Origin of the sequence: Haliea sp. (assembly GCF_041395985.1) — a bacterium.
GTDB lineage: Bacteria > Pseudomonadota > Gammaproteobacteria > Pseudomonadales > Halieaceae > Haliea.
On the sequence record NZ_JAWKZJ010000007.1, the window covers coordinates 88611 to 110956 of the forward strand.

At 63.0% G+C, this 22346-nt stretch carries 18 protein-coding genes and 2 tRNA genes; 17 read left to right on the forward strand and 3 right to left on the reverse strand.

Going from position 1 to position 22346, the window contains the following annotated elements; all coding sequences use genetic code 11:
* The first annotated feature begins 6 nt into the window (after positions 1 to 6).
* The 7 genes from folP (at position 7) to R3E49_RS13515 (ending at position 8002) form a co-directional block, all read left to right on the forward strand.
* On the forward strand, positions 7 to 831 hold the full coding sequence (gene folP / locus R3E49_RS13485) for a dihydropteroate synthase (RefSeq protein ID WP_371295626.1): 825 nt from the start codon (positions 7 to 9) through the stop codon (positions 829 to 831).
* Entirely contained in the window at positions 828 to 2183 is a 1356-nt protein-coding gene (glmM, locus tag R3E49_RS13490) for a phosphoglucosamine mutase (RefSeq protein ID WP_371295521.1), read from the forward strand. The genes folP and glmM overlap by 4 nt, the downstream gene beginning before the upstream one ends.
* An 80-nt stretch (positions 2184 to 2263) precedes the next feature.
* Positions 2264 to 3010 (forward strand): triose-phosphate isomerase, encoded by a 747-nt coding sequence (tpiA, locus tag R3E49_RS13495; RefSeq protein ID WP_371295522.1) that lies wholly within the window; start codon positions 2264 to 2266, stop codon positions 3008 to 3010.
* 44 nt (positions 3011 to 3054) lie between these two features.
* A complete protein-coding gene (gene secG / locus R3E49_RS13500) occupies positions 3055 to 3426 on the forward strand; it encodes a preprotein translocase subunit SecG (protein WP_290737818.1) in 372 nt (123 codons plus the stop codon).
* A gap of 19 nt (positions 3427 to 3445) precedes the next feature.
* Positions 3446 to 3531, forward strand: a tRNA-Leu gene (locus R3E49_RS13505).
* A 297-nt stretch (positions 3532 to 3828) separates the two neighbouring features.
* Entirely contained in the window at positions 3829 to 5610 is a 1782-nt protein-coding gene (locus tag R3E49_RS13510) for a chloride channel protein (RefSeq protein WP_371295523.1), read from the forward strand.
* A gap of 94 nt (positions 5611 to 5704) precedes the next feature.
* The gene (locus R3E49_RS13515) at positions 5705 to 8002 is read left to right on the forward strand and encodes a TonB-dependent receptor (protein WP_371295524.1); all 2298 of its coding nucleotides are present in this window, start codon (positions 5705 to 5707) and stop codon (positions 8000 to 8002) included.
* Between the two features lie 56 nt (positions 8003 to 8058).
* Here the strand turns inward: R3E49_RS13515 and R3E49_RS13520 are convergent, their stop codons facing one another.
* Entirely contained in the window at positions 8059 to 9174 is a 1116-nt protein-coding gene (locus R3E49_RS13520) for a helix-turn-helix transcriptional regulator (RefSeq protein WP_371295525.1), read from the reverse strand.
* A gap of 263 nt (positions 9175 to 9437) precedes the next feature.
* On the opposite strand from R3E49_RS13520, the gene R3E49_RS13525 reads away from it, so the two are divergent.
* From R3E49_RS13525 to R3E49_RS13535, 3 genes are all read left to right on the forward strand, one after another.
* A complete protein-coding gene (locus R3E49_RS13525) occupies positions 9438 to 10625 on the forward strand; it encodes a nitrate/nitrite transporter (protein ID WP_371295526.1) in 1188 nt (395 codons plus the stop codon).
* A 110-nt stretch (positions 10626 to 10735) separates the two neighbouring features.
* Positions 10736 to 11647 (forward strand): TauD/TfdA dioxygenase family protein, encoded by a 912-nt coding sequence (locus tag R3E49_RS13530; RefSeq protein WP_371295527.1) that lies wholly within the window; start codon positions 10736 to 10738, stop codon positions 11645 to 11647.
* Entirely contained in the window at positions 11644 to 13371 is a 1728-nt protein-coding gene (locus R3E49_RS13535; RefSeq protein ID WP_371295528.1) for an amidohydrolase family protein, read from the forward strand. The genes R3E49_RS13530 and R3E49_RS13535 overlap by 4 nt, the downstream gene beginning before the upstream one ends.
* An 18-nt stretch (positions 13372 to 13389) precedes the next feature.
* On the opposite strand, the gene R3E49_RS13540 is transcribed toward R3E49_RS13535, so the two are convergent.
* Positions 13390 to 15294, reverse strand: coding sequence for a DUF3604 domain-containing protein (locus tag R3E49_RS13540; RefSeq protein WP_371295529.1), 1905 nt, complete (start codon positions 15292 to 15294; stop codon positions 13390 to 13392).
* A gap of 153 nt (positions 15295 to 15447) precedes the next feature.
* On the opposite strand from R3E49_RS13540, the gene hppD reads away from it, so the two are divergent.
* From hppD to R3E49_RS13565, 5 genes are all read left to right on the forward strand, one after another.
* Complete coding sequence (hppD, locus tag R3E49_RS13545) at positions 15448 to 16530, forward strand: 4-hydroxyphenylpyruvate dioxygenase (protein WP_371295530.1); 1083 nt, start codon at positions 15448 to 15450, stop codon at positions 16528 to 16530.
* Between the two features lie 9 nt (positions 16531 to 16539).
* On the forward strand, positions 16540 to 17082 hold the full coding sequence (locus R3E49_RS13550; protein ID WP_371295531.1) for a VOC family protein: 543 nt from the start codon (positions 16540 to 16542) through the stop codon (positions 17080 to 17082).
* Positions 17079 to 18080 (forward strand): fumarylacetoacetate hydrolase family protein, encoded by a 1002-nt coding sequence (locus R3E49_RS13555; protein WP_371295532.1) that lies wholly within the window; start codon positions 17079 to 17081, stop codon positions 18078 to 18080. The genes R3E49_RS13550 and R3E49_RS13555 overlap by 4 nt, the downstream gene beginning before the upstream one ends.
* A 144-nt stretch (positions 18081 to 18224) precedes the next feature.
* The gene (locus tag R3E49_RS13560) at positions 18225 to 19097 is read left to right on the forward strand and encodes a TIGR03619 family F420-dependent LLM class oxidoreductase (protein ID WP_371295533.1); all 873 of its coding nucleotides are present in this window, start codon (positions 18225 to 18227) and stop codon (positions 19095 to 19097) included.
* A gap of 28 nt (positions 19098 to 19125) precedes the next feature.
* Positions 19126 to 20145 (forward strand): zinc-binding dehydrogenase, encoded by a 1020-nt coding sequence (locus R3E49_RS13565; protein ID WP_371295534.1) that lies wholly within the window; start codon positions 19126 to 19128, stop codon positions 20143 to 20145.
* On the opposite strand, the gene R3E49_RS13570 is transcribed toward R3E49_RS13565, so the two are convergent.
* Positions 20142 to 21395 (reverse strand): sulfotransferase, encoded by a 1254-nt coding sequence (locus R3E49_RS13570; protein ID WP_371295535.1) that lies wholly within the window; start codon positions 21393 to 21395, stop codon positions 20142 to 20144. The two genes, R3E49_RS13565 and R3E49_RS13570, sit on opposite strands and share 4 nt — an antisense overlap.
* Before the next feature lie 168 nt (positions 21396 to 21563).
* Here R3E49_RS13570 and R3E49_RS13575 point away from each other — a divergent pair, with 168 nt between their 5' ends.
* Both R3E49_RS13575 and R3E49_RS13580 read left to right on the forward strand, forming a co-directional pair.
* Complete coding sequence (locus tag R3E49_RS13575; protein ID WP_371295536.1) at positions 21564 to 22040, forward strand: VOC family protein; 477 nt, start codon at positions 21564 to 21566, stop codon at positions 22038 to 22040.
* A gap of 169 nt (positions 22041 to 22209) precedes the next feature.
* Positions 22210 to 22286: transfer RNA gene (locus tag R3E49_RS13580), tRNA-Met, on the forward strand.
* Positions 22287 to 22346: the final 60 nt, after the last annotated feature.

The window sequence follows — 22346 nt, forward strand, 5'->3', positions numbered from 1 at the left end:
CTTGTGATGGGCGTGGTCAACACCACGCCCGATTCTTTTTCCGATGGCGGCGCCCTCTACCGGAGCGGCACGCTGGACCTGGAGCGTGCCTTCGCGCACGCCCGTCGCCTCTGTGCGGAGGGGGCGGCCATTCTCGATATTGGTGGCGAATCCACCCGTCCCGGCGCGCTGCCGGTAACGTCTGCTGAAGAAGAGGATAGGGTGCTGCCGCTGGTGGCGCGGATTGCGCGTGAGCTCGACGTCGTGATCTCCGTCGACACCAGTAACCCGGTGATCATGCGCGAGGCCGCGGCGCTCGGTGCGGGCATGCTCAACGACGTGCGCGCCCTCGGACGCGAAGGTGCCCTGGAAGCCGCAGCGGCCACCGGCCTGCCGGTCTGCCTGATGCATATGCAGGGCCAGCCCGACAGCATGCAGCGGGCCCCCACCTATATTGATGTGGTGGCCGAGGTGCGCGGCTTCCTTGCACAGCGGTTGCAGGCCTGTGTGGCGGCCGGGATTCCTCGCAGGCAGATTGTCCTGGACCCGGGTTTTGGCTTTGGCAAGACGGTGGCGCACAACCTGGAACTGCTTGACCGGCTTGCCGAGGTGGCGCTGGACGGTTTGCCGCTGCTGGTGGGTCTGTCGCGCAAGTCCCTGATCGGCAAGGTATTGGGGCGCGATACCCCAGCGGGTGACCGCGGCGTCGCGCAGGACCGGCTCGCCGGCAGCCTGGCACTGGCCGTGCTTGCAGTCGAGCGTGGTGCCGCTATAGTGCGAGCGCATGATGTAGCGGCGACGGTGGACGCGCTGGCCTTGTGTGTGGCAACGAAGCGATGGGGGCGATCTTGAGCAGACAATACTTTGGCACTGATGGCATACGGGGCACGGTGGGCGAGGCGCCCATCACGCCGGACTTCATGCTCAAGCTGGGCTGGGCCTGCGGCCGTGTATTCGCCCGCGGTGCCAGCCCCGGCACCCACAACCGGGTGATTATCGGCAAGGACACCCGGGTCTCCGGCTATATGTTTGAGTCCGCGCTGGAAGCGGGGCTGGTGGCTGCCGGCGTGGACGTCAAGCTGTTGGGCCCCATGCCCACCCCCGCCGTTGCCCTCATGACCCGCACCCAGAACGCCGTAGCGGGTATCGTCATCAGTGCCTCCCACAACCCCTACTACGATAATGGCATCAAGTTTTTTTCTGCCCACGGTGCCAAGCTGCCCGATGAGGTGGAACTGGCCATTGAGGCGGAGCTGGCCTGCGACCTGGTGGTCGTGCCTTCACGGGATATCGGCAAGGTGGTACGGGTGGCTGATGCCGCCGGCCGTTACATTGAGTACTGCAAGGCCACGGTGCCGGAGAGCTTCAGCCTGCGCGGCCTGAAGATTGCGGTCGACTGCGCCCACGGCGCCACCTATCACATCGCGCCCAATGTACTCGCCGAGCTCGGGGCCGATGTGGTGAGCATGGGGGACCGCCCCGATGGCTACAATATCAATGAGGGCGTTGGCTCCACGGACACGGCACAGCTCTCCGCCCTGGTGCGTGAAAGCGGCGCGGACCTGGGAATCGCCTATGACGGTGACGGCGATCGCGTGATGTTCATCGATGCCGATGGCTCCCTGGTGGATGGCGACGAATTGCTCTACGTCATTGCCGTGCACCGTACCACCCAGGGCAGGGGCGAGGCTGGCGTCGTCGGCACACTGATGTCCAACCTGGGGCTGGAGCTGGCGCTGCGCGATATCGGCCTGGAGCTGGCGCGAGCCAAGGTGGGTGACCGCTACGTCAAGGAAATGATGGAAGCCCGCGGCTGGCGCCTGGGAGGGGAGTCGTCCGGGCACATCATCTGTGCCGACCACACCACCACGGGCGATGGCATTGTCGCCAGCCTGCAGGTGCTGGTGGCGATGGCCGATTCCGGCCGCAGCCTCGCGGAGCTCCGTGCCGGACTGCGCAAGTGCCCGCAAACCATGATCAACGTGCCGGTGAGTGGCCGCTTTGTGCTCAGCGAGTTGCCGACTGTGATGTCGGCGGTGGCGTCGGTCGAGCAGGCGCTGGGCACCCGCGGGCGTGTGCTGCTGCGCCCCTCCGGTACCGAGCCGCTGGTCCGCGTTATGGTGGAGGGGGAGGATGCAGCCGAGGTCGAAACGCTGTGTCAGTCGCTGGCCAGCGATGTAGCGGACGCCCTGCGGGCAGGCTGATGCTGCCAGCCGGCGCGCCTTGTATGTCGAGGCCTTCTTGGGTACCATTGCCGACCGTTTTTTGTAGCCGGGTGTAGCCAGTGCGCAAACCGCTTGTGATGGGTAACTGGAAGATGCACGGCACCCGGGCCAGCGTGAAACAGCTGCTGGGCGGTATGGTTCAAGAGGGTGACTATCCCTCTGTGGACGTCGTGGTCTGCCCCGCCTTTGTGCATATCCCGCTCGCGGTCTCCCTGTGTGAAGGGTCCGGTCTGGGTGTTGGCGCACAGGACTGCAGCCACATGGCGGCGGGCGCCTACACCGGTGAAGTAGCCGCGGAAATGCTGGTCGACAGCGGGTGTCGCTGGGTGATTCTCGGTCACTCGGAGCGGCGCCAGTATCACGGCGAATCCGACGATATGGTGGCCGCCAAGGTGGCGGCAGCCCTGGCTGCTGGGCTTGCCCCCGTGGTCTGCGTCGGCGAAACCCGGGACGAGCGCGAAGCGGGCGAAGCGCAGTACACCGTAGCGCGGCAATTGCAGGGCGCGCTGCGTGGGCAGTCCAATACGCGCCACCTGGTGGTGGCTTACGAGCCGGTGTGGGCCATAGGGACGGGTCTTACCGCGACGCCGCAGGAAGCGCAGGCGATGCACGCGTTCATTCGTGAGCAGCTTGCCGACCTCAAGGGTGTCGATGCAGCGGCGACGCGTATCCTGTACGGGGGAAGCGTCAAGCCGGACAATGCGGCGGAGCTGTTTGCCGAAACGGATATCGACGGTGCGCTGGTGGGCGGTGCGTCCCTGGACGCGCAGGATTTTCAGGCGATTGTGGCCGCAGCACGGGGCTGACAAGCGCAATACAGACGTGTAGAGCCCGAGCGGGCAAGGGTGTTATGGAACAGATTATTCTCGTTGTGCATTTGCTGATTGCGCTGGCGATCATCGGCCTGATCATGCTGCAGCAGGGCAAGGGTGCCGACGTCGGTGCCTCATTCGGTGCCGGTGCCTCACAAACGCTGTTTGGCAGCGCCGGCAGCAGCAACGTGCTGACCAAATCGACGGCCTGGCTGGTGGTGCTGTTCTTCGCCACCAGCTTCGGCCTTGCCATGCTGGCCAGCAACAAAACGAAGGTTGTTGATGACCTCGACCTGGTGATACCCGCTGCGGAAGAAAGGGTGGTTCCGGTACTGGATTCCGACCTGCCGACTGTGGATAATGCCGAGCCGGCAGCCGAGGCTGCCGCAGGCGACGTTCCGGCGCTGTAAGCCGGGCGCGTAGCAATTTGCCGAAGTGGTGGAATTGGTAGACACGCCATCTTGAGGGGGTGGTGGGCATAGCTCGTGCGGGTTCAAGTCCCGCCTTCGGCACCATCTATATGCGCGAGGCTTCGCTGACGCGAAGTGCTCGTGCGGCCCTGGCCGGGCGCGTCAAGTCCCGCCTTCGGCACCCTGTGAGTTATCCCGGGGTGAATGTGTCGCTCCGGCCCTGTACAGAGCCCCGTTTTTACGGGGCTTTTTTGTATCTGCTACCAGCGTCGTCGGTTTGCTCCCACACGGCTTTCCCGGAAGCGCAACCTGCTGGCGGGACTTCAGCACCAGCCTGGCAGTGTACAACCCGCATCCCTGGCGCTATGGTCAGAGGCAGGGTTGTCGTGGTTGGGAGAAGCAATGCTCAGGCGTGGACGTGAAGTCAAGGACAGTGTGTCAGCGCACTTTGGCAGCCGCCTTTCCAGCGGTGAGGGCGTGCTGCAACTGGCGCTGCTGGGCCTGCTGTCCGGTTTGGGTACGGGCGCCGTTATCCTGTTGTTTCGCAGCGCGATCGAGTGGCCGCTGGAATACTTCCTACCGGGCGCTGACAGCGAGGCGTTCGAGCAGTTGAGTCGCGCTGCGCGCGTGTGGCTGCCGCTGGCCGGCGCGCTTGGGCTCGGTGCCTTTCTGCACTTCCTGTCGGTAACTGACCGGCGGGTCGGCGTGGCGCATGTCATGCATCGCCTGAATTACCATCAGGGCTATATGCGTTTGCGGGGTGCGCTGATCCAGTTCCTGCTGGGGGTCGGGACTGTGGTCACCGGTCAGTCTGCGGGGCGTGAAGGGCCCGCTGTGCACCTCGGCGCGGCCTTTTCCAGCCTGCTGGGGCAGTGGCTGCGGCTACCCAACAACAGTATTCGTACGCTGGTGGCCTGCGGCGTGGCCGCCGCCATTGCCGCGTCTTTCGATACGCCCATCGCCGGGGTGATCTTCGCCATGGAAGTGGTGATGATGGAGTACACCATCGGGGTGTTTACACCGGTTATCCTCGCCGCGGTGACGGCGGCGGTGCTGACGCGGGCGGTGTACGGTGCAGAGCCGGCCTTCGAGGTGCCGTTGGTCACCCTGCAGTCACTCTGGGAGATTCCCTGGATCCTGCTGGTCGCGGCCCTGATTGGCGTTGCCGCGGCCCTGTTCATTCAACTGATTGAATCGGCGGGGCGCTTCGACAGTCGACCTATCATGCTGCGCCTGCTGATGGCTGGCCTGTTCATGGTGCCGTTTGCCTTGCTGGTGCCGGAGGTGATGGGCATCGGTTACGACACGGTGGAGCAGACGATCAATGGCCAGTTGGCACTTTGGGTGCTGCTGGGCGTGGGTGTGGCGAAGCTGGTCGCGACCAGCGTGACCGTGGGGCTGGGCATGCCCAGCAGTATCATCGGCCCCACCCTCGTCACGGGCGCCACGCTGGGCGGTGCACTGGGCCTGGTCGGCGCAGCGTTCATGCCGGAGCAGGCCTCCAGCGTGGGCTTCTATGCCATGCTGGGCATGGGCGCCATGATGGGGGCTGTATTGCAGGCGCCGCTGGCGGCACTGATGGCCTTGCTCGAGTTCACCCATAACCCGCACATCATCATGCCGGGCATGCTGGCCATCACGGTTGCCAGCCTGGTCACCAGCGAGGTGTTCGGCAAGAAAGCGGTGTTCCAGAGCATGCTCAAGGCCCAGGGGCTGGGCTATGACACATCACCCCTCACCCAGGCGCTGCGGCGTGTCGGTGTTGGCGCCATCATGGAGCGCAGCGTGAAAGTCACGCCGCGCCTGCTGGATGCGGAGGGCGTGGCTGCGGCGCTGTCGGCGGGCACCCGCTGGCTGCTGGTGGAGGGCAGCAGTGGCCCGGTGTCTTTGTTGCTCACGGCGGACCTGGCGCGCCACATCGAACAGACTGAAGTCCAGGGGGAGGGTGCTGATTCGGGCGCCGCCCCGCCGGTGGATCTGTTGGCGATCCCGGCCAAGCGCCTGGATGTGGCCGCGGTGTCGTATCAGGCCACGCTGGAAGAGGCGCTGCAGACGTTGCAGCGCTCAGGCGCGGAGGTGCTGTATGTGCGCCAGTATCTGTCCTACGGCATTGTGCGCATTGCCGGTGTTGTCCACCGGGCGGACATCGACAGCTACTACCAGGTGGGCTCGGCGACTATATAACGCATTTGGGGGATGCCGGTGTCGTATGGGGGGCGTAGGGTGTCGACGATGCGTTGATGTATCAACCGATAACTAGAAAAGGGGATTCAAGAGTATGAACAAGGTTGCATCCAAACCTGTCCTGCAACACTTTCCGAAATTACTCATTGCCGCGGCAGTGCTCGCAACTACCCAGGCGCAGGCACAGGGGCTCGAAGAGGTCGTCGTCACCGCCCAGAAACGCGAGCAGTCACTGCAGGACGCGCCTATCGCAATCACCGCGTTCGGCCAATACGAGCTTGAACAGCGCGGCATCCGTGACCTGGTTGACCTCGCAACGATCGCGCCCAACGTCAAGGTCGCGCCGCTGCCGTCGAACACGGCCAAGGCAACGGTGGCCATTCGCGGCTCCGTGACGTCCAACCCCGGCATTTACTGGGAGCCTACCGTGGGCATTTATCTGGACGGGGCCTACGTGGGCAAGTTTTCCGGCAACGTCTTCCGACTCGCAGAAGTGGAGCGTATTGAGATACTGCGCGGCCCCCAGGGCACGCTGTTTGGCCGCAACACCTCAGGCGGGGCGGTCAACGTGGTCACGCAGAAACCTACCGGAGAACTCGGAGGCCGGTTGCGTGCGGGCGTGGGCAATTTCGGTTACACCGAATTGGATGGCAGCCTGAACCTGCCTCAGCTTGATCTCGGTGGCGCGGGGAACCTGAAAAGTCGTGTGAGTCTTGCCTGGGATGACCGCGATGGCTTCTACGACAATGTGCCAGCCGCACCAGGGACCACGATCACACACCCCTTTACCGGCCAGCCGATACCGGCCAACCCCCCGGGTGCTGAAGATGAGCAGAATGCTGCCTCCAGTACGGTTGCCCGCCTGGACCTTCTCTGGGACGTCAGCGACCGCTTTTCGGTTAGATATTCGCTGGATGAGGTCGATGTCGAAAATACGCCAGGCAAACCCCAGTTCACGAGTTTCGATCCGACCAGCCTGACCTTTGGCTTTCCTCTGCCGGGAGACCTTGCCCAGTTTCTAACCAGCGAGACGGATAATCTCGAGGCGAACAGTATCGACGCCGATGTGTATGAGGAGTTCGATTCCACCAGCAACACCCTGACCCTGGATTATGACCTGGGCAATGCCGGGGTTCTGGGTGATGCGTCGATCAAGTATGTCTACAACCACCGGGATCTGAGTTTTGCCCAGAGTCTGGATAACGACGGCACGCCATTCTCTCTGTTCCACTCGGCAATCGAAGAAGAGTACACCCAGCAATCGCATGAAGTGCAGCTCACCGGCTCACATGAGCGGCTGAACTATGTGATGGGGCTGTACTACTTTGAAGAAGACGCGGATGTGTACAACCCGCTGCAGCCTTTGAACTCCTTCTTTGGCCCACTGTTGTCACGCAACGCCTATGGTCTCGAGTCAGATCAGTTTGCCGTCTACGGTCAGGCCGACTGGCGCCCGCCGTTGCTGGATGACCGTCTGACGATTACGGCTGGCATTCGCTGGACAGAGGAGGAAAAGACGGTCTACATCGATCACCCGAACGACAATCCGCCCTTTGCCGGTGAAAACACTGATGATTACAGCAATGTGGCGCCCACGTTGATCTTCAGCTACGAGTTCACTGACCAGTTCAACGCTTACGCCAAGTATGCCAAGGGCTGGAAGGCAGGTGGTTTCAACGGTGAAGCAGGCAGCATTGAAAACTTCAATGTGGGCTTTGATCCAGAGGAGATTGATTCCTACGAGATCGGCTTCAAGAGCCGTTGGCTGGACAACACGCTGCAGTTGAACGGCGCAATGTTCTACAACGACGAATCGGATATTCAGCTTTCGGTATTCATACCCCGCGATGGCGGTGTGGCATCGGTCATCGAGAACGCCGGTAAATCGGTTAAACAGGGCGTGGAGCTGGAGGTTGTCTACATGCCGACGGCCGATCTGATGCTGAGCGCGAACTACGGTTATCTGGACTCCGAGTTCACTGAGTTCCTGGAGTTCGATCCAGTGCTGGGTGAAACTGTCGATGTGTCAGATGAACGCTTTACACAATATACACCCGAGCACACGGTCAACCTGAGTGTCGAGTACACCATGCTGCGCAGCGACTACGGCGACCTTATGGGGCGCCTCGATTACAGCTATAACAGCGAATATACGCCCTATGTGAAGCCCGAGCAGAAAGCGGTTTCGGATATTGACGGCTACGGCACTCTCAACGGACGCCTTACGCTGATCAATATCCCGGTCGGCGATAACCAGCTGCAGGTTGCGCTTTGGGGCAAGAACCTGCTGGATGAGGAATACCGTCTGAACACCGTACCCTTCGGCCCGTTCACGGTGAGCTTCTTCGGCAACCCGCGCACCTACGGTTTGGAGGCACAGTACACCTTCTGACCTGTTCCGGTTCGGCCCGGCGATGGCGCTCGTCGGGCTAAACTGCTGTTTCGCTGCTACTCTCCCCACATCTGCTGCGCGGCACGCAGGACATGGCTGACCAGCTGTGGCTGCCTGTTCGTACCGGTCTTGGAAAAGATGGCCGCCAGCTGTGCGCGTGTTGTATGGCGCGAACGTCCCAGGCTGTCTGATATCTCGGCAAGGCTTTCGCCCTCGACGAGGCGCTTTGTCAGCACCGCCTCCGCTCGAGTCAGTCCGAACAGTTCCATCAACAGTTCTTCGTTCACCTCTCGCGTACCCGCAGCATCGCGGAACAACACCAAGACTGTGCGCGAGACGCGTTCATCCATACCCGGGCGCGCCGCTGTGCATCGCATCAGCAGATTCCAGCGTCGACCACCGGGCCGCGTTAGCTGCAGGGCCTCGCTGTCCAGAGGGTCGCGGTGGTCAAAAAGACGCGACAGGGCGTGCTGCAGCGCTGCCTTGCCGGCACCCGTGGCCACCAACCTGTCCTGATGCAGCAACAACCCGTCACGGGTTTCCAGTGCCCGCTCTGCTAACGGATTGGTCATTAGCACCTGGCCACGCTCGTCGACAACGAGCGAGCCAATAGTCAGCTGACCAATGGTTGCCTCGGAAATACTCAACTGGTAGTCCTTGCGCGCGAGGCGTGCATACAGGCCAATCGCGGTGCGCAGCCAGGGCATCAGGGCCTCAACCTTGTCTCGGTCGCTGCCCGAGAAATTGGCTTGACCCTTCAGGCGGGCACAACGCAGGCGGAACACCATCCCGGTTTCCGGTTCTTCCAGGTTGATGCCGATGATGTCTTCGGTGGCGCCATATTCCTGGATGTAGGTAAAAAAACGGCTGTATTGTGAGGCCAACTCGTGCTCGCTGAGCATTTCTCGAAGGATATGCACCTGATTTGGGGGTATGTCGAGAATCGGTGACTCGCTGAACATCCCGTCCTGCAACACGGTGAGTGCGATGGTATTGCTCTGGGTTGAGATCAGTGTGCCCGGATCCCCTGGTCGGGGTTTGCGCACCACCATGGTGGCATGGTGCCCGTCCAGCCAGTCTTCCAGCGCCTTGAGGAAGTCCAGCCAGGGAGGTGAAGCGAGCAGGCTGTCGAATAGTGCCTGGATCAGGGTTGGCGGAACCGGTTTGGCCATTGATCGAAGTCCCTTGAGTGACGCCAGCTGCGTTGCAGGTTGCCCCTTGCCCGAGAGAGTATTTTTAGAGCCCCTCCGTGCGTCGCCATACTATACATGGCCTGGCAACGCGGCCCAATGCAGCACAGCATGCCGTCGCTGAGGGGGCGAACCTGCCCCGACAGTTATCCGCACCCCGAAGGGACTTCTTCTCGCCGGAGCCAGGGGCGTTTTTCGCCGGATGCGGTTAGACTTCCCGATTAACTCTCAGCCGGAGCGGTCACATGGCGTTCTCGAACCCACAAGCTGTCAAGATGCTGGCCCTGGGTTTTCTTGCCCAGAATCTGGCGCTTGGCCTGACCTATGGCACCTACAGCGCCTTCGTGAGCCGATTTGTAGAGGAGTTCAATGCCCCGTTGTCACTGGCGGGTTCTGGCCTCGCCGTCACGGCGCTTGTGATGGGCCTTACGTCACCCCTTAGCGGTCGGCTGGTAGCCAGGCTGCCGATTGCCAAAGTCATGGTCACGGGTGCGCTTTGCGTGGCACTGGGCTTTGCGCTGTTGTCTGTCGCGACCTCCATGACCTGGGTTCTGGCCACTTTTGCCATCACCGGTTTTGGTATGGTCATTCTGGGGCCGATACCGGCTATGGCCCTGATTGCCAACTGGTTTCAGGCGGATCGGGGCAAGGCGCTGGGTCTGGGCATGCTACCGCTGGGTATCTTTGTCATGCCACCCGTCGCCACTCTGGTGATTGCGGAGTGGGGCTGGCGCGTTACTGCGCTGGCGATCAGCGGAGTGTTGCTGGTCTGCATACCGCTGCTGTTGCGTGTTCAGGACCGGCCCGGTGAAACCGCGGCGTCACAGACGGCCTCTCTGGCTCCGGCAGAGCCAGTTGCCACGTTTTTGCGTGACCCGCGCTATGCCGTTCTGGTGTTTGCGTATGCAATCGTTGCGGGGGGAGGCAGCGCTATTACAGCGCATATGATTCCTTTGGGTACCTACATGGGGTTCGATGCGAATCGCGCGGCGGTGTTGTTGTCGATGTATGGCTTTGCGGCGGGCGCAGGTGCCTTTACCTTCGGTTGGATTGCCGACCGCAGTAACGGCATGACTGCGCTGCTGCTCAATGCGCTGCTGCATGTTGGCAGCTGGCTGTTGATGCTCGCGAGCGAGGGTTACACGACCGCCATGTTAGCGGCAGCCCTTATGGGCCTGGGCGGGGGTGGCTTGACAGTCGCCATCAGCAGCAGGCTGGCGGAAATGTATGAGCCGCAGCGCTTCAGTCAGGCCCTGGGCCTGGCCCTGGCGCTCAATATGCCTTTCACCTTTGGTGCTGCGCCTCTACTGGGGTGGCTGTACGATACCTCCGGAACGTTTGATGTGGGGCTGATGACTCTCGTATCGGCCTACATTATCTCGACAGTGCTGTTTATCTATCTTTTGCAGGCTGCGAAAAAGCCGGCCTTCTGATGGCGCATTTCGGAAGCGTGATATGCACAGCGAGTAATGCATATGCCTGATGCGGGTTCTCCGAACATGCGGCACATTGTCGATGAAGGTAAACCAACGGAGATGTGGATATGACATTTGATAACAAACCACTGCCGGGCGGTGTGGGTGTCGAGGTGATCGGGCTTGAGGTCAATGGCCCGGTTGCTTCGGATACTGCGGCGGCACTGAAGAAACTCTGGCTGGACAAGGGGGTCATTCTTTTTCGTGGCCTGGGTACGTCCCCAGAGGTGCTGCTGGAGCTGTCACGCTGCTTTGGCGAGCTGGAGCCCCACCCGATCGAGCATTTTCGTCTGCCGGGGTACCCCGAGCTGATCCTGCTCAGCAATGAAAAGGATTTGACCGGACCGGTCTATGAGTTTGACGGTGTGCCTACCTACGGGCGGATTCCCTGGCACACCGATCTCGCTTTTGCCACCACACCGAATGCAGGGGCTTTGCTGCGCATGGTGAAGAAGAGCGAGCACGGTGGTCAAACCGGCTGGCTGGACACGGCAATGGCCTGGGAAGCGCTGGATGCCGCAACAAAACAGCGTATCGAGGGGCTGGAGGCGAAGTACGTTTTTTGCCCCGATCTGAGCGCCATGCGCTTCAACCGGCAGAAAGGCAAGCTGCTGCAGCCTACCAGCAAGAACCTGCCCCGCTTCCCGCCGGTGGCCCATCCCCTGGTCTGGGTGCATCCGGAGACGGGGCAGCGCATTCTCAACGTCAGCACCCTGAATATCCAGTCAGTGCTCGGCATGTCCCAGTCCGAAAGCGATGCATTGCTTGAAAAACTGATTGCGCACACCCTGCAACCACAGTTTCAGTACATCCATGACTGGGAAGAAAACGATATCGTGCTCTGGGATAACCGGCGCACCATGCACTCGGCCTTCGGGCACCCGGTGGACGAGGTGCGTATCGTGCAGCGCAGTACCATCCGCGGTACGGTGCAAATGGGGAGGGTGATTGAAGAGGAGCAGCAGGAGCAGACAGCATGATTAATTATGATCTGGTGATTCGAGGCGGCACTGTCATGGACGGCAGCGGCAGTGAAGGCCGCGTGTGCGATGTGGCGGTGAAGGGTGGTCTGGTTGCCGCGGTGGGAGATAACCTCGCTGCCGGCCGCGAGGAGATTGACGCCAGTGGCCTGTTGGTGACCCCCGGCTTCGTCGATGTACATACTCACTATGATGGCCACGTCACCTGGGAGAGCCGACTCAAACCCTCCTCCTGCCACGGTGTAACCACCGCTATCATCGGCAATTGTGGCGTGGGTTTCGCGCCGTGCCGTGAAGCTGACCACGATGCGCTAATCCGCCTGATGGACGGGGTCGAGGACATACCCTACCCGGTGCTGGCGGAGGGCCTGCCCTGGACCTGGGAGAGCTTTCCAGAGTACCTCGACCTGATCGCGTCGCGGGAATACGACATGGATGTCGGGGGCTACCTGCCCCACGCGGCACTGCGGGTCTATGTGATGGGTGAGCGCGGTGCCGACCGCGAGCCGGCCACGGAAGAGGATATCCAGCGCATGTGCGCGCTGCTGGAGGAAGCGCTGGATGCTGGCGCCATGGGGATTGCGACCTCGCGCACCCTGTTCCACCGTTCCAGTGACGGCAAGCCGATCCCCACCCTCGAGGCCACCAACGAGGAGCTGCTGACGCTGGCGAAAACCCTCAAGCGCAAGGGCAAGGGTGTATTCCAGATCGTTGAAGATATCCACCTCCCAGGCAAGGACGTCAGTGTGCTGCGTCAGCTGGCCGAGGCGGCGGGCCGTCCGCTGACTTTCTCGATCGGTACTGGCAACACGGGCCCGCATATCTGGCCGCAATTGCTGAAGGACCTGGAGTCCGCCAATGCTGCCGGCATCACCATCAAGGGCCAGGTGATGCCGCGCGCGATTGGCATGATGCTCGGCGTGGAGTTGACCCTGAATCCCTTCTACACCACGGTTGGCTACCGGGAAGTGGCAGACCTGCCACTGGCCGAGCGCCTGCAGGCCCTGCGCGATCCCGAGCGTCGCGCCCGGATTATTGCCGAGCCCATGGATCCGGATCCGGCGCTTGTTCTGGGGCGTATGGTGCGCGACTTTGATCATATATTCCTGCTGGGTGATCCGCCCAATTACGAGCAGCCCTGGGAGCTGAGTATCGCCGGTCGGGCGAAGGCCCAGGGCGTGTCTCCGGAGGAATTGGCCTATGATCTCATGGTCCAGGGTGAGCGCGGTATGGTGCTGTATCTGGCGATGGCCAACTACGCCGACGGCAGCCTTGATGCCGTGGGTGAAATACTGCGCCACCCCGACGTCCTCCCCGGTTTGGGCGACGGCGGGGCCCACGCGGCGACCATCTGCGACGGCAGCTATTCCACTTTCGCCCTGTCCTACTGGGGGCGCGATCGCGATCACGGGCGTATGGCTCTGCCGGATCTGGTGCACCGTCTCAGCCGGGCAACGGCCCTGACCATGGGCCTGGAAGATCGTGGCCTGCTGGCCCCGGGCTACAAGGCCGATATCAACGTGATTGATTTTGACCGGCTGGCCCTGCATGTGCCGGAAATCACTTACGATTTGCCCGGCGGCGGGCGGCGCCTGGTGCAGCGCGCTGAAGGTTATGTGGCGACCCTCGTCAGTGGCGTGCCGGTCTACCGCAATGGCGAGGCGACAGGTGCCTTGCCCGGCAAGCTGGTGCGCGGTCAGCGGCCGGCGCCGGTACAGCGTTAGCGCTTCCGGCGCCGGGCGTCAGTGCGCCGCCGGTGGCCGGTACCAGATCGGCGAGGTCCACGCGCGCTCCTGCAGGGTGGCGGGGATCTCCTCTGGCAGCGGCAGGCCGGTGCGCAGGCTGTCCCAGGTGCTCCAGCGGCAGGTGGGGTTCTCCAGCACGCGGGCGTAGTAGAAGGCCGGTTGCTCCGGATCGAAGCCAGGGTCGCGCCAGCGGACGGCGATCTGACCATCGCCCTTGTGGCGATCATACTCACAGGTCTCCAGGGACACGGTAGCGCCGTTGTCCGGGCAGCGGTGGGTGCTCGGGTCCGGGCTGAGCCCGTCCGCACAGCCGACATCAAACACGGTCTCCCGGGTTGCGCCGTCCTCCACCCAGCCCTTGACGATCTGTACCCGCTGTAGCCAGGCGCTACCGGGATCTTTCGCGGCCCACAGCAGGAACTCGGGGCCGGCGCCGGTGGACTGCCCGAGTTCACCGCCCATGGCAACGCCTGTCGCGTAGGCCTGCTCCACCCAATCCGGACGGGTAAGCAGATCTGCGGGCCAGTCCGCGCCGGCAAAAAAGCGCACGCTGATGCGCGGTCCGCTGGTGCCGAAGGTCTCCCGCCGCGCCAGCGCATCGTACAGAGCCTCGCGGGTATTCTCGGTGGCCCAGACGCCGGCCAGTCCCGCCGAGCTGTATTTGATGTGGTGGGTGTTGATAAAGCTGCCACCCCGGCGTGTCTCCGGCGTGCCATCGGCGCTGCCGATCTTGCCGTGGTAGTTGTCTTCTTCCACCTGCGAGCCGGCATTGTGGCTGTCGCTGGCGGCGATCACGCCGAAACGGTAGGGGTTGTAGCCCTGCTGCGCCTGCATCAGCAGGCCGGACAGCCAGGCGTCGCGGACGTAGCTTCCCTGCACCTTGCCCAGGGTGCCGCGGCCACCGAGCAGGTCTTCCAGCAGTTCGAAGCCGGCCCATTCATCGTTGGGTGACAGCAGCGGATGCGTTTCCGAGCTGCCCTTGATCTGGGAAATCTCCACCAGGGGCTCGTTGCGTTGGCGCAGGGCCGCATAGTCCGCATCGATGGCCTCGCCGCCAAACGCGACGTTGGTGGGAAACATCAGGCCGTTGCTCAGGTTGCTGTTGTGCGCAATGGCCATGCCTTCGATGCCGAGTGCGCGCTGTTCATCCAGCCAGGCCCAGAGCGCGCGTGGCTCAACACTGTCGAAGCTGGAGAAAGGCTGGGCGGGCACCTGGTTGCTGCGGAAGATGACGTTGCGGTGCAGGTTGACTTCATCCAGGGCGCCGGAGGACGTCCATTCGTAGCCGATCAGGGTGCTGAATTCTCCGGGCCGGTAGTGGCGCTCGGCGCTGCGCACATACTCCTGCCAGATGGACTGGCGCAGTGCCTGGTCCACCAGCGCCGGCATGGGGTTGTTGTCGCCCAGGGTCATCAGCACTTCCAGCACAGCGGCCTGCCGTCGCTCCGGGTCCTCGTCAGACAGGCGGGCGGCAATCGGCAGGCCCGCCAGCGCGCCCTGGGGCTCGAACAGGCGCGGCAATATGCCCATGTACTCGGAGTGGTCGGTGATGGCGACGAAATCGAGTGGCGCACGCAGCCGGATGGTTACGCCGCTGATGTGGGGGATGGCCTCGCCCCGCGCAAAGCGGTAGGCATCATCGGGTGTCGTCCTCACGTTCAGCATGAACGCGTCGGGGGAGTTCATGGTGTGCACATGGAGCTCCCCGAAGAACGCCTGGGTACGCTGCGCGGCCGCTGAGGGGGTTGCCGCAACGTGCGCGGCGGCCTGTGTCAGGCCGAGGCACAGTGCCGCGCCCAGTTGCAGAATCGATCGCGTGGTGGTGTTCAATGGCATGGTGATCTCGCTGTGGAAGCCAGTCTGCAGAGTAGTGGCAGGGTCGATGGCGGGCGAGTCCCGCACCGCGGTTGCCCCCGCGTGGTTTGGATACGCGGACCGGTCCGTTGGTGGCATAGCAGACCCGCAGTGATAAAGTTTCATTTGAAACTATGTTGACCTGTGCCTATACTCGGTAGCGGTTGGCGATTTCGCGGCTGCAGCACCGGGAGGCACACCATGTCAGATCTGTTCGAGAACCCCATGGGCCTGGATGGGTTCGAGTTCGTCGAATTCACGGCACCCGCGCCGGGCGTGCTGGAGCCGGTGTTTGAATCCATGGGCTTCACCTGCGTGGCCCGGCATCGCAGCAAGGATGTGGCGCTGTGGCGGCAGGGTGATGTCAACTTCCTGACCAACTACCAGCCAGGAAGTCACGCCTGGTACTACGCTCGCGAACATGGACCGTCGGCCTGCGGCATGGCGTTTCGCGTGCAGGACGCAACGCTGGCCTACAACCGGGCACTGGAGAAAGGCGCGCAGCCGGTTACGGTGGAAACCGGCCCGATGGAACTGCGCCTGCCCGCCATCCGCGGCATCGGTGGCGCGATTCTCTACCTGATTGACCGCTACGCGGAAGGGCAGAGCATTTATGACATCGATTTTCACTGGGTGCCCGGCGCAGACAGGAAGCCCGCGGGCCTCGGCTTTCACACCCTGGACCACCTCACCCACAACGTGTATCGCGGTCGCATGGCCTATTGGGCCCGGTATTATGAGGAGCTGTTCGGATTCCGGGAAATACGCTACTTCGATATCGAGGGTGAGCACACAGGCCTCTTGTCGAAAGCCATGACGGCACCGGATGGCAAGATCCGCATCCCGCTGAACGAGGAGTCCCGCGGTGGTGGCCAGATCGAGGAGTTCCTGATGGCCTACAACGGCGAGGGGATACAGCATATTGCCCTGGCCTGCGACGACATCCTCGCCTGCTATGACCGACTGCAGGCGGCAGGCATGACCTTTATGACCGCCCCCCCGGCCACCTACTACGAGATGCTGGAAGGGCGCCTGCCGGGTCACGGAGAGCCGGTGGCGGAGTTGCAGTCGCGGGGTATTCTTCTCGACGGCAGCACCGAAGGCGGCAGCCCGCGGCTCCTCCTGCAGATTTTCTCTGCCAACCTGCTGGGACCCATGTTTTTCGAGTTCATCCAGCGCAAGGATGACGACGGGTTTGGTGAGGGGAACTTCAAGGCGCTGTTCGAGTCCATCGAGCGCGACCAGCTCGCCCGCGGTGTACTCAACGTCACCCAGGCCGGGTGAGGAGGCGCCATGCAGATCCGCCGTATTCATCATGTTGCGTATCGCTGCAACGATACCCGGGAAACCGTGGAATTCTACCGCCGTGTGCTGAACATGCAGCTGCTCCTGGCCATTGCCGAGGACGAGGTGCCCTCCACCCGCGAGCCGGACCCGTACATGCACGTATTCCTCGATGCCGGCATGGGTAATGTGCTGGCGTTTTTCGAGTTGCCGAACTCGCCGCCGATGGGGCGCGACGGCAATACACCGGAGTGGGTGCAGCACATTGCCTTCGAAGTGGAGAGTGAGGAGGCCTTGCTGGCCGCCAAACGCGAGGTCGAGCGGCAGGGTATCGCGGTGGTCGGGCCCACGCACCACGGCATCTTCCGCTCCATTTATTTCTTTGATCCCAACGGCCACCGGCTGGAGCTGGCCGCCAATATTGCGCAACCGGGTGACCTCGATCGCTTGCGCGCGGTGGCGCCCGATATGATCGAAGAGTGGTCCCGCACCCGGCGCGCGCCGCGTCATGCGGCGTGGTTGCATGAACGTGAGCTCGGAGAGAATCGATGAAACTGGCATCCCTGCGTGAAGGTCGCGATGGCGCACTTGTGGTGGTATCCCGTGACCTGCAGCGCTGCCTGGCGGCAGGCATGACCCTGCAGCAGGCGCTCGACAACTGGGCACAGCACCAGCCCGCGCTGTCGGCCTTGTCGGCGCGGGTCAACGAAGGTGAGGGCGCTGCGTTTGACCAGGCTGCCTGCGCTTCTCCCCTGCCTCGGGCTTTCCAATGGGCGGACGGCTCGGCCTACGTGAACCATGTGGAACTGGTGCGCAAGGCGCGGGGCGCTGAGATGCCCGAGAGTTTCTGGAGCGACCCGCTGATGTACCAGGGTGGTTCGGACAGCTTTCTGGGGCCGCGGGACCCGATCGTGATGGACGACCCCGCCTGGGGCATCGATTTCGAAGGCGAGGTGGCGGTGGTGACGGGCGATGTGCCCATGGGCGCCAGTCCGGCTCAGGCCGGCGCAGCTATCCGCCTGATCATGCTGGTCAACGATGTCTCCCTGCGCAACCTCATTCCGGCGGAGCTGGGCAAGGGCTTTGGATTCTTCCAGTCCAAGCCCTCCAGCGCCTTCAGCCCGGTGTGTGTCACGCCGGACGAACTGGGCGCGGCCTGGGATGGTGGCCGGCTGCACCTGCCGCTGAGCGTGCGCTATAACGGCGAGCGTTTCGGCGAGGCGAACGCCGGGGTGGATATGACGTTTGATTTTCCCACCCTCATCGCCCATGCCGCGAAGACCCGCCCGTTGTGTGCGGGCACCATCATCGGTTCGGGAACGGTCTCCAATAAGGGTGCCGATGGGTCACCGGGCAAGCCGGTGGCGGAAGGTGGCCTGGGCTATAGCTGTATCGCCGAGTTGCGGATGATTGAAACCCTGCGTGACGGCCAGCCCGCGACTGCGTTCATGCAGTTCGGTGACCGGGTATGCATTGAGATGAATGATGCAGCCGGCCACAGCATTTTCGGCCGCATAGACCAGACGGTGATGGCCCCTGTCGCTGCCTAGGGTGGCGCGCCGCCGCCCCCGCGGCTGCCCCGCTGCGATGCTGGTTTAACTATGCATCAAACACGGAATATGCCGTAACGGTTTCCGCGTGTGGCGCGGTCGCTGGGTTAGCATGGTGCTCTTGCGCAGCAAAGGAGCAGGGGCATGAAATTCTGGCAGGCGCTGGTCTGGACTGAACCGGAGCAGCTGGTACCACTGGCACAGTTTGCCGAGGAACTGGGGTTCCACGGCGTGTTCAATGCCGACCACGCGGTATTCCCCGAAGAGGTGAAAACACCGTACCCCTACTCGGAGAACGGCGTGGCGCCGATGACGGCGGATGCGCCTTACCCCGACTGCTGGGTGAGCACGGCCTTCATGGCTGCCGCGACCCGGCGGCTGCACTTCACGACCTCGATTTTCGTGCTGCCCCTGCGCAACCCCTTCGAGGTGGCGAAGGCCACCGGCTCACTGGATATCTTCAGCGGCGGCCGCTTCGCGCTCGGTATCGGCGCGGGCTGGATGAAGGATGAGTTCGACATCTACGGCGTGCCGTTTCAGGGCCGCGGTCAGCGTATGGATGAGATGATCGATGTCATGCACAAGCTCTGGCAGGGCGGCATGGTTGAACACGACGGGCCCCTGTTCCCGTTTCCGCGGCTGTGTATTGAGCCTGCACCGGGACACAACGTGCCTGTCTTTGTAGGCGGCGCCAATGAGGCTGCCCTGCGCCGCGCGGCGGTGCGCGGCGATGGCTGGATCGGCGCCGGCAACCACCCGGATGAAGTCCCGGCGCTGATGGCACGCTTGCGCGCACTGCGCGCGGAAGCCGGGCGCAGTGCGGAGCCCTTTGAAACCATTGTCGGTCTGACCACGCCGCTGGAGGTTGCCACGCTACAGCGTCTTGAGCAGGCGGGCATGACGTCGGCGGTCAACCTGCCTTTCAGTTACGTCCTCGGCAAGCGCTCGACGCTGGATGCCAAGAAGCGTTTTATGGAAGACTTCGAGAAACGCATCATGCGCCCACTGCGCGGTTGAACCCCACCCCAAACGCTGGAGACCCTGTATGGTCGAGTTGCCCCTGGTACGTATACATGCCCCCGGCCAGCTGTCGCTGGATGCCGTAGCCGCACCGGAACCCGGCCCGGACGATGTGCTCGTTGCGGTGCAGCAGTGTGGCATCTGCGGGTCTGACCTTGGGTATACGGCGATGGGCGGCCTACCGGGCTATCCCCTGCCCATGCCGCTGGGACATGAGCTGGCCGCTGTGGTCGAGCGGGTGGGCAGCCGTGTGCAGGGATTTGCCCCGGGCGATCGGGTGGTGGTGAACCCGACAGCGGGCGGGAATGCCATCGGCAACGGGGGTGCGGAGGGCGGGTTTGCGCCCCTGCTGCTGGTGCGCGGTGTCAGCCGGGATAACGGTATTCTCTTCAGGTTGCCCGACAGCCTCAGCGACGAAGAGGGTGCGCTGGTTGAGCCGCTGTCTGTTGCCATGCACGCCACCAACCGGAGTGAGCTGTCGGCGGGCGACAAGCTGGTGATTTTCGGTGCGGGACCGATCGGTCTCGGTGTCCTGCTGGTCGCGCGCTACCTCGGGCTGGACCACTGTGTGGTGGTGGACCGCAGCGAGCGACGGCTGGCGCTGGCCCGGGCGCTGGGCGCCACGGCCGTGCCTGCCGGGGATGATGGGCTGGCGGCGCGCCTGTGCGCGGAATTTGGCAGCGTGCAGTACCTGGGCCAGACGCTGCCGGATATCGATGTGCTGATTGAGGCCACCGGCGTCGGTGCGGTGTTCGAGCAGTGTGTGCAACTGGCGCGCTTTCGCAGTCGGCTTACGGTGGTGGGTGTGCACAAGGCGCCCGCGCAGATCGACCTGCTCTCGGTGTTGGCGCGAGAGCTGCGCATCAGCGGTTCAATGGCCTACCCGGATGAGTTTCCGGCGGTGATCGATATGCTGGCCTCGGGCCGCGTTAACGCCAGCGCCCTGATCAGCCACCGCTTTCCACTGAGTGCGTTTGAGCAGGCCTTTGCGGTGGCCAGCAACCCCAACGAGGCCGTCAAGGTGATGGTGGACTGCCAGCGTTAGCCGCGCTCTGCGCGCGCAGGAAACTGTTGGAAATAGAAGCTGAAGCGCTCACGCAGGGCCTCCGGGTCTACGCCGAAATCCTCTTTCAGGTTGTAGAGCACCCGGCCCTCCTTGCCCCGCGGGTGCGCGGCGATGAACGCCTGCATCTCGGCGCGCGCCTGAGTTGTCAACTCGACGTCCGCGCAGGCGTAGATTTTCTCCACCATGCCCAGGTCGTCCGCCATGAACTCGTGGAACGGGACATCGATGGTTTGCGCTGGCGGCAGGGCTGCGTGGTCGCGCACGCAGGCCCGCAGCAGGTGCTCCACGCGGTCAGCCCAGTAGTCGACGATTGCCCCTGTGTCGATGCGGGTACGGCTCATCCGATAGCCGTAGGCAAGCATGGTGACTGCCGACTGGATAACAGCCACCGGGTCGCGGTGTGTTATCACGTAAGTGGCGTCGGGAAACACCGCTTGTAGTACGGGCAACTGCTCCAGATGCTGCGGGCATTTGAGTACCCAGCGATCCGGTCCCCGGTACCACTGCAACAGTTTCAGTACATCGCGCATGTAGCGGTAGTGTGGCGTCTGGTCATGCGCGTAGTAGTGGTCGCGCCAGCGCGGGCTGGGGGCGAGCCACTCGAAATTGTAGGAGGCGAAGTCCGGGCCCATCAGTTCCAGCTCTTCGTGGATATGCTCCGGGTTCATCGGGTGCATGGCCGCCAGCAGGGGTGTGACGGCCTGCATGCCCTCCCAGGCCTCGGCGCAGCGCCGCATTCGCGGGTCAGTGCCGTCTGCCAGAGTGGCCTCCCCGGGCAGGGGGACCGGCTCGTAGGACTCCCAGAGCGGTAACGAGCGAAACCGGGAGTCCGCCGCGAGCAGGTTGAGCAGGTGGGTGGTGCCGGAGCGTGGGAGCCCGGCGACGATAATGGGGCGCTCGATGGGCTGCGCCAGCGCTTCCGGGTGCTGCTGCCAGGCCTGCTGCAGCAGCAACCGGTTGCTGGCGTAGCGCACCAGATAGCCGAACAGGTTGAGACGCTGGCTGGCGGTCATCTCGGCATCCTGGCCCCATTCGTCCAGCAGCAACTGCAGGCGCTCCCGGAAATCCTCGGGCCCGAAGTCGCTGAGCCCGGTGCGACGGCGTGCCGCGTCGAGTACTGCGCTTTCCGTGAATTCCAGCGGCTGTTGCGCGGCCCAGTCGAGGGCGGCGCGCTGCACCTCGGTCAGTTGCGGGGCGCGAAGGTCGTCGATACGCAGGGTGTGGGTCATGGCGCTTGTCGCGCTCCTGTGTCGGTAATTTTGGTGCCGGTTCACCGCTCGGTGGACGCGTCCGGTGAAAGCGGGTGTGTCCGGCCATGCTAAATAGGCCTTGATTGCGATGGCAAGCAAAAATACCATCGAGTATCCATGTTGCTGCACTGTCCGGAGAAGAAAACGATGTCGCACGACCAGCGTCTGCAGGCTCTCGGTCTGCCGCCGATCGACCAGATCGGATTTGTGGTAAAGGATATGGATGCCTGGGTCGACCGCTTCGACCCGGTGTTTGGTCCGTTCTCCTTTATGGATGGCTCGGTGGCCGGTGCGGAATTTCGCGGCCGCACCGAAGACGTGCAACTGCGGCTGGGGTTCGGCCGCAGTGGTGATGTGGAAATCGAGTTGATCGAGTGGCAGTCGGGTGTCAGCCCGCACAGCGAATTTATCGAGTCGGGACGGGAGGGTATGCACCATCTGCGCTTCCGTGTCGAGGACACGGACCACTGGATAAACGAACTCGCCCGGCTGGGATACACCCCGTTCTGGTACAAGCGCTGGAACAGCGACACGGTGTTTGCTTATCTGGAGTGCCCCGGCTTCCCCCTGTATCTGGAGTTGTTGCAAATGCCGCAGGCCGGCGCGGGCGCGCCGTCGTCGTGATACGCCCCCCGGTGGCCAGCGGGGGCGTCGAAACAGGGCTTTTTTCTTTGCGGGGCTGTTGACCGGGAGGGCCCTGATACCTATAATGCACAGCCTCGAATTTGGGTCGGTAACGTTGGTTTGGCCCACTGTGAAGTGCCAAGGGGCCTTCAAGTCGAGGAAGTTTTGATGCGGGGTGGAGCAGCCTGGTAGCTCGTCGGGCTCATAACCCGAAGGTCGTCGGTTCAAATCCGGCCCCCGCTACCAACATACGTGTCGTCCGCTCCGAATTGGCGGCACGTTTCGTCAAAGCCCCTTCATGGGGCT

Excerpts from the sequence above, each read along its gene's own strand:
- hppD (WP_371295530.1), top strand. The coding sequence starts at position 15,448 with ATGTCAGATCTGTTCGAGAACCCCATGGGCCTGGATGGGTTCGAGTTC.
- R3E49_RS13555 (WP_371295532.1), top strand. The coding sequence starts at position 17,079 with ATGAAACTGGCATCCCTGCGTGAAGGTCGCGATGGCGCACTTGTGGTG.
- R3E49_RS13535 (WP_371295528.1), top strand. The coding sequence starts at position 11,644 with ATGATTAATTATGATCTGGTGATTCGAGGCGGCACTGTCATGGACGGC.
- R3E49_RS13520 (WP_371295525.1), bottom strand. The coding sequence starts at position 9,174 with ATGGCCAAACCGGTTCCGCCAACCCTGATCCAGGCACTATTCGACAGC.
- R3E49_RS13510 (WP_371295523.1), top strand. The coding sequence starts at position 3,829 with ATGCTCAGGCGTGGACGTGAAGTCAAGGACAGTGTGTCAGCGCACTTT.
- secG (WP_290737818.1), top strand. The coding sequence starts at position 3,055 with ATGGAACAGATTATTCTCGTTGTGCATTTGCTGATTGCGCTGGCGATC.
- R3E49_RS13560 (WP_371295533.1), top strand. The coding sequence starts at position 18,225 with ATGAAATTCTGGCAGGCGCTGGTCTGGACTGAACCGGAGCAGCTGGTA.
- R3E49_RS13570 (WP_371295535.1), bottom strand. The coding sequence starts at position 21,395 with ATGACCCACACCCTGCGTATCGACGACCTTCGCGCCCCGCAACTGACC.
- R3E49_RS13550 (WP_371295531.1), top strand. The coding sequence starts at position 16,540 with ATGCAGATCCGCCGTATTCATCATGTTGCGTATCGCTGCAACGATACC.
- R3E49_RS13515 (WP_371295524.1), top strand. The coding sequence starts at position 5,705 with ATGAACAAGGTTGCATCCAAACCTGTCCTGCAACACTTTCCGAAATTA.
- folP (WP_371295626.1), top strand. The coding sequence starts at position 7 with ATGGGCGTGGTCAACACCACGCCCGATTCTTTTTCCGATGGCGGCGCC.
- R3E49_RS13530 (WP_371295527.1), top strand. The coding sequence starts at position 10,736 with ATGACATTTGATAACAAACCACTGCCGGGCGGTGTGGGTGTCGAGGTG.
- R3E49_RS13575 (WP_371295536.1), top strand. The coding sequence starts at position 21,564 with ATGTCGCACGACCAGCGTCTGCAGGCTCTCGGTCTGCCGCCGATCGAC.
- R3E49_RS13565 (WP_371295534.1), top strand. The coding sequence starts at position 19,126 with ATGGTCGAGTTGCCCCTGGTACGTATACATGCCCCCGGCCAGCTGTCG.
- R3E49_RS13525 (WP_371295526.1), top strand. The coding sequence starts at position 9,438 with ATGGCGTTCTCGAACCCACAAGCTGTCAAGATGCTGGCCCTGGGTTTT.